This window comes from Gymnodinialimonas mytili (assembly GCF_037544085.1).
Taxonomy (GTDB): Bacteria; Pseudomonadota; Alphaproteobacteria; order Rhodobacterales; family Rhodobacteraceae; genus Gymnodinialimonas; species Gymnodinialimonas mytili.
In genome coordinates this window covers 684526-698978 of sequence record NZ_JBBIFW010000002.1, presented here as the reverse complement: position 1 = coordinate 698978, position 14453 = coordinate 684526, and the positions used below count along the sequence as shown (strand labels likewise).

The window sequence follows — 14453 nt, the reverse complement described above, 5'->3', positions numbered from 1 at the left end:
TCAACCGCTGGACAGGCCCAGAATGCTTCGGGCCTGTCGCCAGGTCGCAACGGGGCGATTGTGCCGCGCGCAGATCTCGGCAGCGCGGGTCACCAAGGCGGCGTTGGACGGCGCCAGAGTGTCCCGGTCCAGGCGCACATTGTCCTCCAGGCCGGTGCGCGCATGGCCGCCCGCGGCAATCGCCCATTCGTTCAGGACAATCTGGTTGGGGCCAATCCCCGCCGCACACCAGGGTGCATCCGCCCCGAAAAACCGCACGACCGTTTCAATATAAATATCAAACACGTGACGATCGGCGGGCATCGCATTCTTTACCCCCATGACGAATTGCACATAGGGGGTATCGGCGATCTGCCCGTCGCGATGCATCTGAGCCGCCTTGAAAATATGGCTCAGGTCAAAGGCTTCGATTTCAGGCTTCACGCCGTATTCCACCATCTCGGCGGCAAGCCAATCGACCAGATCCGGCGGATTCTCATAGACCCGTGTGGGAAAGTTGTTCGACCCGACCGAGAGCGAGGCCATATCCGGGCGCAACGGCAGCATCCCGCCCCTTTCCCGCCCAGCGCCAGATCGCCCGCCGGTGGAGAACTGGATAATCATCCCCGGGCAATGCCGCGTCACACCTTCTTTCAGGCGCGCAAAGCGATCTGGGTCGGAGCTGGGCGTCTGATCATCATTGCGCACATGGGCGTGCAGGATGCTCGCTCCCGCCTCGAACGCGGCATGGGTGCTTTCCACCTGTTCCGCCACCGAAATCGGCACCGCCGGATTGTTGGCCTTGGTCGGCAGACTGCCGGTGATCGCCACGCAGATGATACAGGGCCTGTCGGTAGGATCAGACATCGAAGAACACCGTCTCATTCGGGCCTTGCAGATGCACGTCGAACCGATAGGCGCCCGACCCGTCCGGTTGCGCCAACAAGGTGGCAATCCGGTCCGCATGTTCGATCCGGCCCAGCACGGGATCGGCGGTATTCGCAGGGGCCTCATCGGCGAAGTAAAGCCGCGTATGCAGCCCGATATTGATCCCCCGCGCGACAATCCAAATGGTGATATGGGGCGCCTGCATCCGACCATCTGGGAACGGCACCGGACCGGGCTTGACCGTGTGAAACACAAATTCACCCGTCGCCATATCGACCGGTTGCCGCCCGAACCCGGTGAAATTCGGATCTGCCGTACCGCGGGTTTCAACGGACGAGGCGAACAGACCCGCCGCGTCCGCCTGCCAGATCTCGACCATCGCATCCTTCAACGGCGCACCGAGCCCGTCATAGATCGTGCCCCGAATGGTGATCTCTTGCCCCTGCACCTGCCCCAGCTTCATCTGAGCGCCCAGATCGGCGCCGTAAACCTCGATCCCCGCGAAATTCGGCGTACAGCCGATATGAACATAGGGCCCCGCGGTCTGGCTGGGGCTTTCCTTTTGATCGTCAAGCCGTTGCGCCATGGCTCACATCCCCTCCACTCGGTTCTCGAAATAGGTCTGCCGCCGACCGCGCAAGGTGATGTCGAACTTGTAGGCCCGCGCATCCATCGGCACCGTACGCGCCATATCCAATGGCGCGGTCAGCGCATCGACCGCCGCCTGAGATTTGAGTGCGCCGACAATCGGGCATAGCGGGATCAGCGGGTCACCCTCGAAATACATCTGTGTGATCAGGCGCTGCGCGAATCCGTGTCCGAAGATCGAAAAATGGATATGCGCCGGACGCCAATCGTTCATGCCGTTGGGCCAGGGATATGGGCCGGGCTGGATCGTGCGAAACTCATACCGGCCCTCCGCGTCCGAGATCACCCGCCCGCAACCACCAAAATTCGGATCCAACGGCGCCAGATAACCCTCTTTCTTATGGCGATACCGCCCGCCCGCATTGGCTTGCCAGATCTCGATCAAGGCGCCTGGCACAGCGCGCCCGGTTTCGTCCTGAACCCGGCCATGCAAAATGATCCGGGGTCCGATCGCGCTTTCGTCGGGTTGGGCGCAGTTCAGGATCAGATCATTGTCCAATCGGCCAAGCAGGTCATGCCCAAAGACCGGACCGGTTTCTTCGCCAAGCGTTGAGGGAAAGGACAACAACGCCGCCTGCGGGCTGCGCTTCAGGCTGGTTTTATAGGCGGGCGTCAAACCATCGGGCTGCCATTGACGGTCGCGTGGCATGTAGCCGCCCTTGGGCGAAGTATCTGTCATGGCTCTCTCCCCACTCTCTCCCAGCATCAGGTTACCGCAGCACGCCAATGCTGCAATGGTCGGATTGAGCCACCCCAATCACACCGCCCGACTTGCCCTTGGCAGTTGCAGAATTGTGCCGCTTGACCATCGGCATCCAATATACTTCTTTTAGGGCCATGGATGATACACGGCATCCTGCACGCAACGACCAGCAAGAGGCCCCATGTCAGTGTCTTCCGACGTTTCTGGCACCCGAAAACCGACCTTGATATTGGTCGAAGATGACGAGGCATTGCTGTTTCTTCTGTCAGAACAACTGACAGAGATGGGCTATGATCTGGTCCCGGTCAGCTCCGGCTCTGTCGCGTGGCAATTGATCGAAGACGGTTTGGGATTTGATCTCCTGATCTCGGATGTGGTGCTGCCCGGTGGCATCGGCGGGTTTGAATTGACCAGACGGGTGCAACAACTGCATCCGGACAAGCCCGCTTTGCTTCTGTCGGGCTATGGTCGCCATGTCGGGGATGCACCGTCGGATGTGAACGCGCAGGTCTTGCCCAAAACCACATCGCCCGACTTGCTCGGCGATGAGATCGTCGCGCTGTTGCAGGCCGCCTCCTAGCTCCAGCGGAACAAGACGATTGTCCCGGGCGCCTCTTCGCCTTTGGGCCCCAGGAAAATTCGGCGGGCTTCCACACAAAGCTCACGCCCGGCGTGCTGACCGGTATGCATCTGAGGCGTCGGATCGCCACGCGCAATTTCAGCCATTTCTTCCAGATCCACAAAATCCAAACGCGGGCCCACGGTGGAAATGGCCCGGCCGACATCGTGTTCTTGCAGAAGAAAATCGCGTTCGATCAACTGGCTGAACCGGTGGATCTTCGTGTGCTGATCCAAGACGATGACCCCAGTATTGAGCATCTTCAACACAATCTCGGTATTGGCGTTCAGCTCGGAAAGCTGTTCGATCTTGCGCTCGTGTTCGGCACTGACCGAGACCAATTCCTCGTTCACGGCGTGCAGTTCTTCGTTGGAGCTTTGAAGCTCTTCGTTGGAGGCCTGCAATTCCTCGTTGGAGGCCTGTAATTCTTCGTTGGAAGCCTGCAATTCCTCACCGCTGGCCTCAAGCCGTTCGGTCACGTGCTGCAGGGTTTCCTCGGTCAGGCGGAGGTCGCGTTCCAGATAATGGATCCGGCGTGTCAGAACGGATGTGTCGTCTTCGCTCACCGCCTCGGGCACGGCTTGGATCACATCCGCGTCCACCACATCGCTGCTGCGTTCAAGCTCGATCTTGGCCAGGATCAATCGGCTGCCAACCTCATCGTCCAGCGCCTCGATCTCCACCCGGCAATTGCGCGGCTCTTGCCCCGGCAACGTGACGGTGACCTTCCGGCTATGGGTCTCGAAATGCCCCTGGCGCAGCTTTTCGATGCCGACATTGATCGCAAAGTGCAGATCGGGATGCACGATCTCCTGCACCGTCCAATCCGCCAGATTGTTCATCGTGTCGATGAACTCGGACGCGTCACCGAACCAATTCAACACCTTCCCATCAACGGTCAGCAAGATCGCGGACGGCGCAAACCGTTTCAGCAGCGCGTCATAACTGCGGATCAAAACCTCGCGGCTGCGGACCTCAGTCACCTCGGCCACAAGCGGTTTACGCCCCTCGACCCGGTCGGAGAAATCCGATCCCATCACATCGCTGGACAAAAGACTGGATCGGCGACTTGCCAGCAGGCTGCGGCCCAGTTTGGATCCGCCGGACACTTTCTTGAATATCCGCCAACGCGCATTGACCACCTCAAACACGGTCGAAAACTTGCCCACGCTCTCAGATGCGCCCAAAAGCAGATGGCCATGCTGCTGCAGCCCAAACAGGAACATCGAGATCACGCTCGCTTGCGGTTCTTCACGCAAATAAATCAGCAGGTTCCGGCACGAGATCAGGTCCAGATTCATAAAGGGCGGATCGCTGATCAGGTTATGCACCGAGAAGATGATCTTCTGGCGCAACGTCGGATCGATCAGATATTGACCGTTGCTGTAAAGGAAATACCGATCCCGCAACTCCTGCGGCACGTTCTTGATCTTTTCCTCAGAGTACAATCCGCGTGAGGCGATCTCGACCGATTTGGCGTGGATATCTGTGCCAATGATGCGGAACCGCCGATCACTGCCCTGCGCGCGCAACGCCTCGCTCACCTCGATGGCGATGGAATAGACTTCCTCACCACTGGCGCAGGCCGGCACCCAGATTTTCAAGGGCGGCCCCGAGGGGTCCTGCAAGGCCAGCTTGTCCAACACCTCTTCGCGCAAGGCTTTCATCGCCTTGGCATCGCGGTAAAACTCCGTCACCCCGATGAGCATATCCTCATACAACTCATCGACCGCATCGGTGCTTTGCGTCAGGACTTCATCATATTCATCCAACGTCCCATGGCCGCGCAAATGCTGGCGACGCACAATGCGGCGGTTGACGTTGGTGGGTTTGTAATTGCTGAAATCGACCCGGTGGCGTTGTTCCAGCTTTTTCAGCACCGATTTGATCGAACTATCGTAGACTTCTTCCTCGTTCGAGCTGACCTTTTTGCCATAGGTGAAGATGTCTTGGATCACCCGCGGCATCTCAGCCGCGCCCAGAACCCGATCCACCGCCCCCGACATCAGCACCGCGCGCGGCATCGAGGTAAACGTGGCCTCCTGGATCGATTGCACCAATACGGCCGCCCCCGCCTGGTGCAGGATCTGCGTGCCTTGTGCCCCATCCGATCCCGATCCCGACAGGATGATCGCAATCGTCCGGCTGGGATCGCGGCTGGTCAACGACAACAACAACCGATCAATCGGCAGATGCGGCAGGCCATCGCCCTCTTTATAGGGGCTGGTCCGAAACACGCCGCCACGCAATTCGACGAACATGTTGGGGCGGTTCAGAAACACCGTATCCGGCGCAAGCTCCATCTCGTCCTCGATATGGACGATCCGCATATTCGATTTGCGGCCCAGAAGCTCATTCATCATCGACCGATAATCGGGCGACAAATGCTGAATCACGACGAATGCGACGCCCGAGGAATCCGGCACTGCATTGAACAGAGCCTCTAGCGGTTCAAGTCCGCCAGCCGATGCACCGATGGCAACAAGCGGAACGTCATCGCGCGGCTGGGCCTTGGTGTCTGATTGTGTCGACATAGCTGGATGTTCCGCCCTTCTTAAGATACGCTAGATGACTGACAGTGCATATTCAATTGGCATTCCAGGCAAACATGGCACGCATTTTGTTGGTCGATGATGACCTTGTCTATCTCGACGAATTGGCAATGGGTCTCCAGGGGCTCGATCACGAGGTCACGACGGCGTCGTCGGGTGGCGAAGGCTTGGCGCTTTTGCAATCCCTCGAATTCGATATCGCGATCTGCGACGTCGTGATGAGCGGCGGCGGCGCCCTGTCTTTCCTGCACGAGATACGCTCTGCCGATAGCGAGTTTCCGGTTATCATCATCACCGGACGCAGTGCCATCGCAACCTCCCCCGTCTTCACCGAGGGTATGCATCAGGCCGACGCGAAAATTCAGAAATCGGCGTCCTTGGCCGAGATAGACCGCCTGGTTCGGTCCCTTGTGGCATAACGCCCCAGCCCGGTTGCGCCCAATCGCGCGGCGGCCTCGGGATTGACACCCATGGCGCCGCCCGCGACCCCACCACCAAGCAATCCCGCGATGCATGCCGCCTATCTCGACGCCGTCACTCCCCACGCGGTGGTGCTTTTTCATCGCGACGGCGCGATCCAACATGCCAATCGCGCGGCCCAGCGCTTTGGGCTGACCAACGGCCACGTCATCGCCGCCGGTTTGGAACAAATGCGGTTGTTCTCGCTCGACACCAAAGCGCTGGTCGACACCACCCTTTGGCTCGACACCGACCCGGCTCGCCCGTTGCGGACCGGATGGATTGCGCCGGGCGGCTCGGAACACATGGTGGAACTGACCAGGGCGGCAGTTGATGACCAGTGGCAGATCTTGACCCTCACCGACCGCTCGTCAGAATGGCGATTGCGCTCGGCACTGGCGCAAGCAGATAGCGGCGATGATCCGACCCACAAGTTGCGCCGCCTGGCCCATGATTTGGCCAATGCATTCGGGGTCGCTCAGATCGCCGCGGACAGCTTGGGCAAACTGACGATCCCAAGCTCGGCGGGCCGTCACCTGAGCAGCATCCTGGATGCCTGCAAACGCGGCGACACTCTGATCCAGTCCCTGCTGGACGAGCCACGCTCGGCGATGATCGTACCCAGCCATGTGGATGTCGGTGCCTCGCTGGCGCATGTCGCGCAATTGGCGATGCGTGTCATGCCGCGCAAGACCACATTTACCCGAGACATCGCCCCGGGCCGGATCATGGTGGCTTGTCGCCGCGCAGATCTGGATGCCGCCGTCATGCATCTGCTCGCGAACGGACGCAAAGCCATTGCAACCGCAGGGATCGGCCAGGGCACTCTGCGGATCGCCGTGAATGCCACGCAAAGCGATGTTCAGATTAGCGTCGAAGACAACGGCGCGGGGTTGCCCGACGAGGTGATCAATCAACGACCCGACCCCTATCTGAGCTTGCCCAATGCGATGGGCGGCAGCGGTGTGGGCCTCGCCATCGTGGAAACCTTCGCTTGGCGCACCGGCGGGACATTGCATATGGAAAACCGCGCCGAGGGTGGCTGCCGCGTGACCCTGACATTGCCGCGCGCCGAATTGCCAGATGACGCCATACACGCGACCGAGGCCAATCCAACGCTATTCCGCGATCTGTCGGGATATCGCATCTTGCTGGTCGATGCCGACGATCCGTTCCGGCTGGTGCTATCGGAAGCCCTGCGTGGCGCCGGAGCCCGCTTGGCGGAGGCCTCGACCGGAACCGAGGCGCTGCGGGTCTTGGGCTACAAAACGCCCGACATCGTGATCAGCAGCCATAGCTTGCCGGATGGCATGGGGGCCAGCGACCTTGTGGCCGCGCAGCCCGGCATCGCCGTGCTCTCACTGACAGCGGCTGGCGATGTGATCGACCCAGCGACGCAATTCATGATGTTGCGCAAACCCATCCGATTGGAAGAATTGGAAAACGCCATTCAACTGGTCGCGCCGCGCCCGCACGCGCCGGACTAACCGGTCTTCGAGACTTCGCGCGTCATTTCCTGCAAATCGAATTGACGCAACCGCGCTTCGGGCCCGTGCAATGGCGGCGGCAAGGGTTCTGCCGCGCCGAACAGAAACCCTTGGCCAAACGCGCAGCCCAGTTTTTGCAACGCCGTCAACTGCATCGGCGTTTCAACTCCTTCGGCAACAACCGTGCGCCCCAACCGCTTGGCGATACGCAGCAGCGCCTCGACAACGACCTCACTGTTTTCGCCATGGGCGACGGGGCCGGTGAAAAACTTGTCGATCTTCACAATATCGACTGGCCAATCCTGCACATGTTGCAACCCGGCATGGCCCGTACCGAAATCATCCAGGGCCACACGCCCGCCACGGCGGCGGATCTCTTCCAGAGAACGATAGAGCTGCCCGCCATTCTGCCCCAGGGCAATCTGCTCACTGACCTCGATCACGATGGAATCCCATCCCACATCATACGCCAGCAGCATGCTCTGCAAATCGAACACAAACTCGGGATCCAACAGGTCAAAGGCCGTCACGTTGATCCAAATGTCCGGCATATCTGCGCCCGGGTCCAACGTACCGGCGCAAAAGGCCTCAAGCGCGTTTTCAATGATATGCCGGGTCAGGCGTTTCGCCATTCGATAATCGCGGAACATCCATTCGAAATGCAACGGTTCGTAAAACTGCCCTTCCGGCGTCTTCCACCGCGCCAAAACCTCAAATCCACTGCATAGACCGGTTTCCAAATCCACAATCGGCTGCATATGCGGCACGATATGTTCGATAAACTCGCCGGGCGATTGCGCGGTCTGGCGCACATTTGAAGGGCCGAACAGATTCAGCGAGGCATGGAACACCGTGGTTGTGTTGCGCCCGGCCCGTTTTGAGGCATAGAGCGCGGTATCTGCAAATCCGAACAATTCGTCGAACTTCGTCGATTGCCGGGGATACAGGCTGATCCCGATGCTGACCCGACCCAAATCGGGTTTGCCCAGATAGGCCACATTGCGCTGCAAAGACGCCCGCACCCGGGCCAGCAGATTGTTCAGATAGCTGCGCCCACTGGCCGGCAGATCAGTGACGATGCAAAACTCATCCCCTCCCGTGCGGCCAATCAACGAGTTTTCGGGGAATGACTTGCGCAGGGTATCGGCCACCGTCTTCAGATAGACATCGCCGAATTGATGACCATAGATATCGTTCACGCTTTTGAACCCGTCCAGGTCGAACGCGATCAGAGCTGTCGGTTTCTCGGGGTTCATCATGCGCGCCTTGGCGTGACGTTCGAACGCGGTCTTGTTCTTGACCTCGGTCAACGGGTCGCGCTCGGCATTTTTTGCCATTGTCTGAAGCCGTTGGTTGATCTCGGCCAGATCCAGTTCCAGCTTGGCGACAACCGACGTTTGCGAGGCATTCAGCGCGACCATCCGCGCCACGTCGCGACATCGCGTGACAGAGGCCTCGCCCGCCCATTGATCAGCGGGAATCGCTACAGCCAGACTACCGAGAACGTAGTCATCCACATCCAATGGGAACCGCACCACAACCGGATCGGCATCCGCATCCAGCCATTCATCCATGATCTCGCCTTGCGCCGCAGCTTCAACCAGGATGAACCGGGCGTGCGACAGGGCGGCGTCATCCGCGCCGTCCACAACACGAATATCAAGCGACATGCCAGATACAACCGGCCCAAAATCAAATGCGACCGCACTTGCGTTGCACATGCGCAAAACAACGGATGTCACATCATCCACAAGGGCTTCCAGGTCGCGCCTGGTTTTCGGAGACCACGCCAAGCGTAGCTGCTCCTCTTTATGTCCCATCGCGACGTTCCCAAAGACCACGGATACTGCAAGACGCCCATCAGCCGCGTAATTGCAACCTTGGTACCCTATCGCCTTTGCATCGATCACGATGCTCAGAAAAAGTTAACCAATCATTAATCGAAGATCGGCATGGTAACGAGTTGCCCGAATGCCGCACCAATGTACCGGTTTAGTCCGCCGCATCGAATAAAACCTGATGCAATACCATCGCCACATCGAGTGGCGGGCTGGGTTTCTGGATCAATGGCGCGTGTACATCGCCCATATCTGCGGGGGGAAAGCCGGTATATCCCGACATGTAAATAACCGGCAGGCCTGGGCGAACCTCGCGGGCGGCGCGGGCCAATTGGAACCCGCCAATGCCGCCGGGCATGACGATGTCGGTCATCAGCAGATCGATGCGCTCCGAACTGCGCAGGATTTCCAACGCCGCATTACCATTTTCGGCGGTGCGCGTGGTGTAATTCAACCCTTCGACAAGCTCGCGCATCATCGCCAGCAAGCCGCGCTCATCTTCCACGATCAACACCGTCTCACCGTTGCCACGCGGCATCTTGGCGGGCTCCGGCGGCTTTGGCACCTCATTCGACGGCGCGCCGCGCGGCAGAATCAGCCGAATTGTCGTGCCTTCGCCAACGATCGAATAGATCCGCAAATGGCCACCCGCTTGCTTCACGAATCCATAGACAATCGACAGACCAAGCCCAGTGCCGAAGCCCGTATCCTTTGTAGTAAAGAATGGATCGATAGCGCGGCGTTTGACCTCGTCGGACATGCCCGGCCCATTGTCCGTCACCGATATCTCGATAAAGGGCGCATGGGTGTTTTCAACCGGTCCGGACCCGCCGAATTCGACCGCGTGTCGGGCACCATTGACGCCGCGCTTGGGCATATCGCCATCGATCGTTGCGCCGGTGATCTCGCGCACGGTGATCTTCACCAGATCGCCCCGCCCGCCTTCCAGGATCGCGTCATGGGCGTTCAGGATCAGGTTCAGGATCGCATTCTCAAATTGCGCGACATCGCAATGCAGCCAAAGGCTTTCGTCAATCGGTGGCACCTCCAATGCGACCCGTTCCTGCACCGCGGCCTCGGCAATCTGCTTGAGTTCCTCCAACACATCTTTCACGCGGGCCGAGCGCTCATGCCCCGGCTGACGCCGGGCAAAAGCAAGCAGACGTTCCGTCAGATTGGTGCCGCGCTGCACGGAATCCGACGCGGTCTTGAGGTAGATGCGCCGTTTGTTGGGATCCTCCGTCTTCTCGGCCAACTGAATGCCGTAGAGAATCGTCGCCAGCAAATTGTTGAAATCATGGGCAATGCCGCCCGTCAGTTGACCCAAAGCATCCAAGCGGCCAGACCGTTCCAATTGCTGGCGGTTGCGCTCAAGCTCCGTGACATCGGTGATCATGAGAACAACGCTCACATCGGCGGACAGGCCGTCGGGAATGTCGCTGCTGGTCAGACGCACATAGCGCGGGTTTTCGGCATTGCGGCGCGACAGCAACGCCAATTCATTGGTCAGCGTCTGCCCCGCCAGGGCGCGCATCACCGGATCATGTGTGGCCTCCAATGGGCGCAACCCCTCGGAGTCGAGAAACGAGATCGGCTCGGGCCAGTCAAACGGCGTTGCATCGGAAATGCCGCCCAGCAGATGGCGCGCGCTGGAATTCACAATCGTCACACGCCCCGCGCGGTCCAGCCCGACGATCCCGCCCTGGGCGGCATCCATCACCGCCGATAACCGGCTTTGCTGATCGATCAGGGCCTGCCGAACTTGCGTATCTTCGGTGACGTCTTCGCGCACGATCAGATGCGCGCCCGCCGCCAGCGCCGAGATCCGGCGCCGCACCACGCGCCCGTCGGGCTGCTCGAACTCCACGATCGACCCGTCCTGCAACAGCGCCCTGGCATGGTCCGACAAGCGCCCATGGGGCCCGGTTTGCGATCCGGTGCCGACCAAGACCGACGGGGCAATCAGATCATCCGCCGTCGCATAGGGGGTGGTGTCGTTCTCGGCCCGGCTGAAAAACTCCACCTCTCCGTCCTGATCCGCCATCGCGAAGGTGAATGGCAGGTTACGCGCCACGTTCTCAAGCATATGGATCTGAGCCATCTCGGCGCGTCGTTTCAACCTGCGGCGATAGGCCAGGAAAGCCACGGCCACGGCCAGCAAGGCCAAGACGGCAACCGACACCGCGGCCAGCACGCGGCCAGAGGTCCAATAAGGGCCGGGCCCAAGCCATTGCGCCTGAAGCTGGCGATAGCCCGGCGTTGCCCGATAGGACGTGATGGCGTCTAGCAATCGTTCGGTCTGAGCGCCGTCACTCGGCATCGCAATACTCAGTTCAAGACTGCGCAGCGGGGGCGACAGGCTGCGGTCGCGCGGCTCGAACCCGGCCCGGATCGCCAATCTCTGAAAGGCCTGCTCGACATAAAGAACCCCGTCGATATCACCCGACAGGAACGCCACGATCAGCGCGTCGGTTGTCGGGATCTCAACCGCGTCAAATGGCCCGATGTCGGCGACTGTTGTCGCCACACTGCCCCGCACATATCCCAATGTCAGACCAGCCGTTTGATCGACCCGCCGGATGTCATGCCGGGTCGGATCCACAATCACGCTGATATTGCTGAACCCAATCGGATTGGAGAACATCAGGCTTTCGGATCGCTCCGCCGTCGGCGCAAGTTGCGAGATCACGTCCACCTCGCCGGCCATTGCGGCGGCCACCGCTTGGGCGGGGTTTTCGGCCTGCTGGAAGCGCAGTGTCAGGCCTTCCCGCTCGGCCACCGCGCGCAAAATGTCGATGGCATAGCCTCCGGCGCCGCCCTCTGCGGCAAATGAATAGGGCGGGAATTCCGTGAACGCGACCACAACCTCATCGGTTTGGTATTGCGCAAAGCCTGGCTTTGGGGCGTCCGTGCCAAGCCAGATAAAAGCGGCAATGACACAGACGCCCGACAAGCGTATCGCACGGCGCAGCGGCATATCCTGGAACGTCCCTATCCAAACATATGGAACGCCGCGCAGATATGACGACGCCCCAGTGCTGACGCAAATAGCGCGCGCCGGCGCAAACACAAACCCGATTAGGGTTGATCCGCGCCGGCAGGGATCTATTCCGCGGCGTTTGCCCCGTCTGTCGCCGCGCCAGGCAAGACCCCGCGGGCAATCTGATCGGCTTCGATGGACTCAAACAGCGCCTTGAAATTGCCCTCACCGAACCCGTCATCGCCTTTGCGCTGGATGAATTCGAAGAAAATCGGCCCGATCACTGTCTTGGAAAAGATCTGCAATAAGATCCGCGTGCGCCCGCCATCCACGACGCCCTCTCCATCGATCAGGATGCCATGCTGGCGCATCCGGTCGAGCGGTTCTTCATGGCCGCTGACACGCTCATGGGACATCTCGTAATAGGTGTCGGGTGGCGCGGGCATAAAGTTGATCCCGGCCTGGGCGATCTGATCCACGCTGTCATAGATATTCTTGGTGGCCACCGCGATATGCTGAATGCCTTCGCCTTTATATTGCGTCAGATATTCCTCGATCTGGCTGGTCTCATCCTTTGACTCGTTGATCGGGATGCGGATCTTGCCACAGGGCGAGGTCAGCGCGCGCGAGAATAGGCCGGTTTGCTGACCCTCTATATCGAAGAACCGGATCTCGCGGAAATTGAACGCCTTGGCGTAGAAATCATACCAGGTCGACATATTCCCGCGCGCCACGTTGTGGGTCAGGTGATCGAGATAGTAGAACCCCGCACCCTCGGGCTTGGGATCAACCTCGCCAAGCCAATCGAACTCCGCGGCATAGGGGCTGCCCGCCTCGCCATAGGTCTCGACGAAATACAGAAGCGAGCCACCGATCCCGATCACCGCGGGCACATCGAGCGTCTTATCATCGCCCTTATATTCTTCGGCCCCGTAATCCAGCGCGCATTTCAGGGCGTGCTGTGCATCGACAACCCGCCACGCCATCGCGGGCGCACAGGGGCCATGGGCCGCCACAAATCGCGCCGCATGGCTGTCGGGGTCACGATTGATCACGTAATTGATGTCGCCCTGCCGATAGAGCGAGATGTCGTGCGTCTTGTGCCGCGCCACCTCGAGATAGCCCATGGCCTGGAACAGGCGTTCCAGTTCGGCGGGCTCAGGGTGGGCGAATTCCACGAATTCGAACCCGTCGGTTCCGGCAATATTGATGTTATCGATTTTGGCTTTCGGGGCGTCGTGGGGGAATGGTCCCATCGGCAGACTCCATCGCAAAGGCGGCGCCTACGTGCCCTTGGCGCTGCAATCCGATACCCGGCCCGCGGGAACCGGCGCTGTCGCCGCACCGGTTGTTACAAATGTAACCGCTCAATCCCGATGCGACAAGGTTGGCGTTACGCGCGCGGTCGCTCCGCCCCCATCGCCACCGACAGATCCTCGGCCGCGCGCATCACCGCGTCGGCGATCCGCGGCATGTCTTCGGGCTTGACCCGGCTGACCGGGCCCGAAACGGACACGCCCGCCACCGCCTCTTCGGCGAGGTCGAAGATCGGCGCCGCAATGCAGCGCATCCCTTCGGTCTTTTCCTCGTCGTCCACCGCATATCCGCGGTCCCGCGTCGCCTCCAGATCCGCGCGTAAATTGGCAGGGTCCGTCAACGTGCGCCGCGTGAACCGATCCAGCGGCGCCGTTGCGATGTAGCGCGACAGGCGATCATCGGTCATCTGCGCCAACAGCGCCTTACCGATCCCCGACGCGTGGAGCGGCGACAATGTCCCGGGCGGAAAAAAGGCACGGATCGATTCGTGGGTCTCCACCTGACTGACGAAAAGCACATGGGTCTCACGCGCGACGCCCAGATTGGCTGTCTCTCCGGTGGCCTCCATCAACCGCCGCAGCACAGGCCGGGCCCGCTCGACCAGCGATGTCCGCCGCAGATAACGCGCGCCGATCACAAAGGCCCGCGCGCCGATGCGCCATTGCTGCCCCGCCGCGTCGAACTCGACCAGCCCCCGGCCCTCGAGCGTCACCAGGATCCGATACACCGTCGCGGGCGATTGAGCCAAATCCTCGGCCAAAGCCGATAGGGTCGCGCCTTCGGTGGTGGACAGATGTTCAAAGACCTCCATCGCGCGATCCAGTGATTTGATCGTATTCTGCGCGGTCTTGTCATCCCAATCCCGGGGGCGTCCACGGGCACGGCGCTGTGGGGACGGATCATCCTCTGCCATAAGGCTCTCGCATCAGTTGAAATCAGCTTTCACGATATGAAAAAACACAAGCCCCTGTAAAGGCGCTTCT

General features: G+C 60.2%; 11 protein-coding genes. 3 read left to right on the top strand and 8 right to left on the bottom strand.

The features are described from left to right. The 3 genes from V8J82_RS12945 to pcaH are packed head-to-tail and all read right to left on the bottom strand — an operon-like array spanning position 1 to position 2194. On the bottom strand, positions 1-846 hold the full coding sequence (locus V8J82_RS12945; protein ID WP_339975769.1) for a 3-oxoadipate:acetyl-CoA acetyltransferase: 846 nt from the start codon (positions 844-846) through the stop codon (positions 1-3). Next, entirely contained in the window at positions 839-1453 is a 615-nt protein-coding gene (gene pcaG, locus V8J82_RS12940) for a protocatechuate 3,4-dioxygenase subunit alpha (protein WP_339975768.1), read from the bottom strand. Before pcaG ends, V8J82_RS12945 begins: the two co-directional genes overlap by 8 nt. A gap of 3 nt (positions 1454-1456) precedes the next feature. Further along, a complete protein-coding gene (gene pcaH, locus V8J82_RS12935) occupies positions 1457-2194 on the bottom strand; it encodes a protocatechuate 3,4-dioxygenase subunit beta (RefSeq protein ID WP_339975767.1) in 738 nt (245 codons plus the stop codon). 205 nt (positions 2195-2399) lie between these two features. On the opposite strand from pcaH, the gene V8J82_RS12930 reads away from it, so the two are divergent. Further along, positions 2400-2798: a response regulator gene (locus tag V8J82_RS12930; RefSeq protein WP_339975765.1), complete on the top strand. Its 399-nt coding sequence runs from the start codon at positions 2400-2402 to the stop codon at positions 2796-2798. Here V8J82_RS12930 and V8J82_RS12925 read toward each other — a convergent pair. Continuing rightward, entirely contained in the window at positions 2795-5371 is a 2577-nt protein-coding gene (locus tag V8J82_RS12925; RefSeq protein ID WP_339975764.1) for a CheR family methyltransferase, read from the bottom strand. The genes V8J82_RS12930 and V8J82_RS12925 overlap by 4 nt on opposite strands. Before the next feature lie 74 nt (positions 5372-5445). Between V8J82_RS12925 and V8J82_RS12920 the strand changes: the two genes are divergently transcribed. After that, on the top strand, positions 5446-5808 hold the full coding sequence (locus tag V8J82_RS12920) for a response regulator (RefSeq protein ID WP_339975762.1): 363 nt from the start codon (positions 5446-5448) through the stop codon (positions 5806-5808). A gap of 51 nt (positions 5809-5859) precedes the next feature. Beyond that, positions 5860-7335 (top strand): ATP-binding protein, encoded by a 1476-nt coding sequence (locus V8J82_RS12915; protein WP_339975761.1) that lies wholly within the window; start codon positions 5860-5862, stop codon positions 7333-7335. On the opposite strand, the gene V8J82_RS12910 is transcribed toward V8J82_RS12915, so the two are convergent. From V8J82_RS12910 to bhcR, 4 genes are all read right to left on the bottom strand, one after another. After that, on the bottom strand, positions 7332-9155 hold the full coding sequence (locus V8J82_RS12910) for a putative bifunctional diguanylate cyclase/phosphodiesterase (protein ID WP_339975760.1): 1824 nt from the start codon (positions 9153-9155) through the stop codon (positions 7332-7334). The two genes, V8J82_RS12915 and V8J82_RS12910, sit on opposite strands and share 4 nt — an antisense overlap. Before the next feature lie 172 nt (positions 9156-9327). Next, the gene (locus V8J82_RS12905) at positions 9328-12150 is read right to left on the bottom strand and encodes an ATP-binding protein (RefSeq protein WP_339975758.1); all 2823 of its coding nucleotides are present in this window, start codon (positions 12148-12150) and stop codon (positions 9328-9330) included. A gap of 128 nt (positions 12151-12278) precedes the next feature. Next, positions 12279-13409, bottom strand: coding sequence for a 4-hydroxyphenylpyruvate dioxygenase (gene hppD / locus V8J82_RS12900; protein ID WP_339975756.1), 1131 nt, complete (start codon positions 13407-13409; stop codon positions 12279-12281). A gap of 137 nt (positions 13410-13546) precedes the next feature. Further along, entirely contained in the window at positions 13547-14383 is an 837-nt protein-coding gene (gene bhcR / locus V8J82_RS12895) for an HTH-type transcriptional regulator BhcR (RefSeq protein ID WP_339975755.1), read from the bottom strand. Between the last annotated feature and the right edge of the window lie 70 nt (positions 14384-14453).

What these genes read in the sequence shown, in the direction of transcription:
- V8J82_RS12945 (WP_339975769.1), bottom strand. Translation starts at nt 846, where the DNA reads ATGTCTGATCCTACCGACAGGCCCTGTATCATCTGCGTGGCGATCACC.
- pcaG (WP_339975768.1), bottom strand. Translation starts at nt 1,453, where the DNA reads ATGGCGCAACGGCTTGACGATCAAAAGGAAAGCCCCAGCCAGACCGCG.
- pcaH (WP_339975767.1), bottom strand. Translation starts at nt 2,194, where the DNA reads ATGACAGATACTTCGCCCAAGGGCGGCTACATGCCACGCGACCGTCAA.
- V8J82_RS12930 (WP_339975765.1), top strand. Translation starts at nt 2,400, where the DNA reads ATGTCAGTGTCTTCCGACGTTTCTGGCACCCGAAAACCGACCTTGATA.
- V8J82_RS12925 (WP_339975764.1), bottom strand. Translation starts at nt 5,371, where the DNA reads ATGTCGACACAATCAGACACCAAGGCCCAGCCGCGCGATGACGTTCCG.
- V8J82_RS12920 (WP_339975762.1), top strand. Translation starts at nt 5,446, where the DNA reads ATGGCACGCATTTTGTTGGTCGATGATGACCTTGTCTATCTCGACGAA.
- V8J82_RS12915 (WP_339975761.1), top strand. Translation starts at nt 5,860, where the DNA reads ATGGCGCCGCCCGCGACCCCACCACCAAGCAATCCCGCGATGCATGCC.
- V8J82_RS12910 (WP_339975760.1), bottom strand. Translation starts at nt 9,155, where the DNA reads ATGGGACATAAAGAGGAGCAGCTACGCTTGGCGTGGTCTCCGAAAACC.
- V8J82_RS12905 (WP_339975758.1), bottom strand. Translation starts at nt 12,150, where the DNA reads ATGCCGCTGCGCCGTGCGATACGCTTGTCGGGCGTCTGTGTCATTGCC.
- hppD (WP_339975756.1), bottom strand. Translation starts at nt 13,409, where the DNA reads ATGGGACCATTCCCCCACGACGCCCCGAAAGCCAAAATCGATAACATC.
- bhcR (WP_339975755.1), bottom strand. Translation starts at nt 14,383, where the DNA reads ATGGCAGAGGATGATCCGTCCCCACAGCGCCGTGCCCGTGGACGCCCC.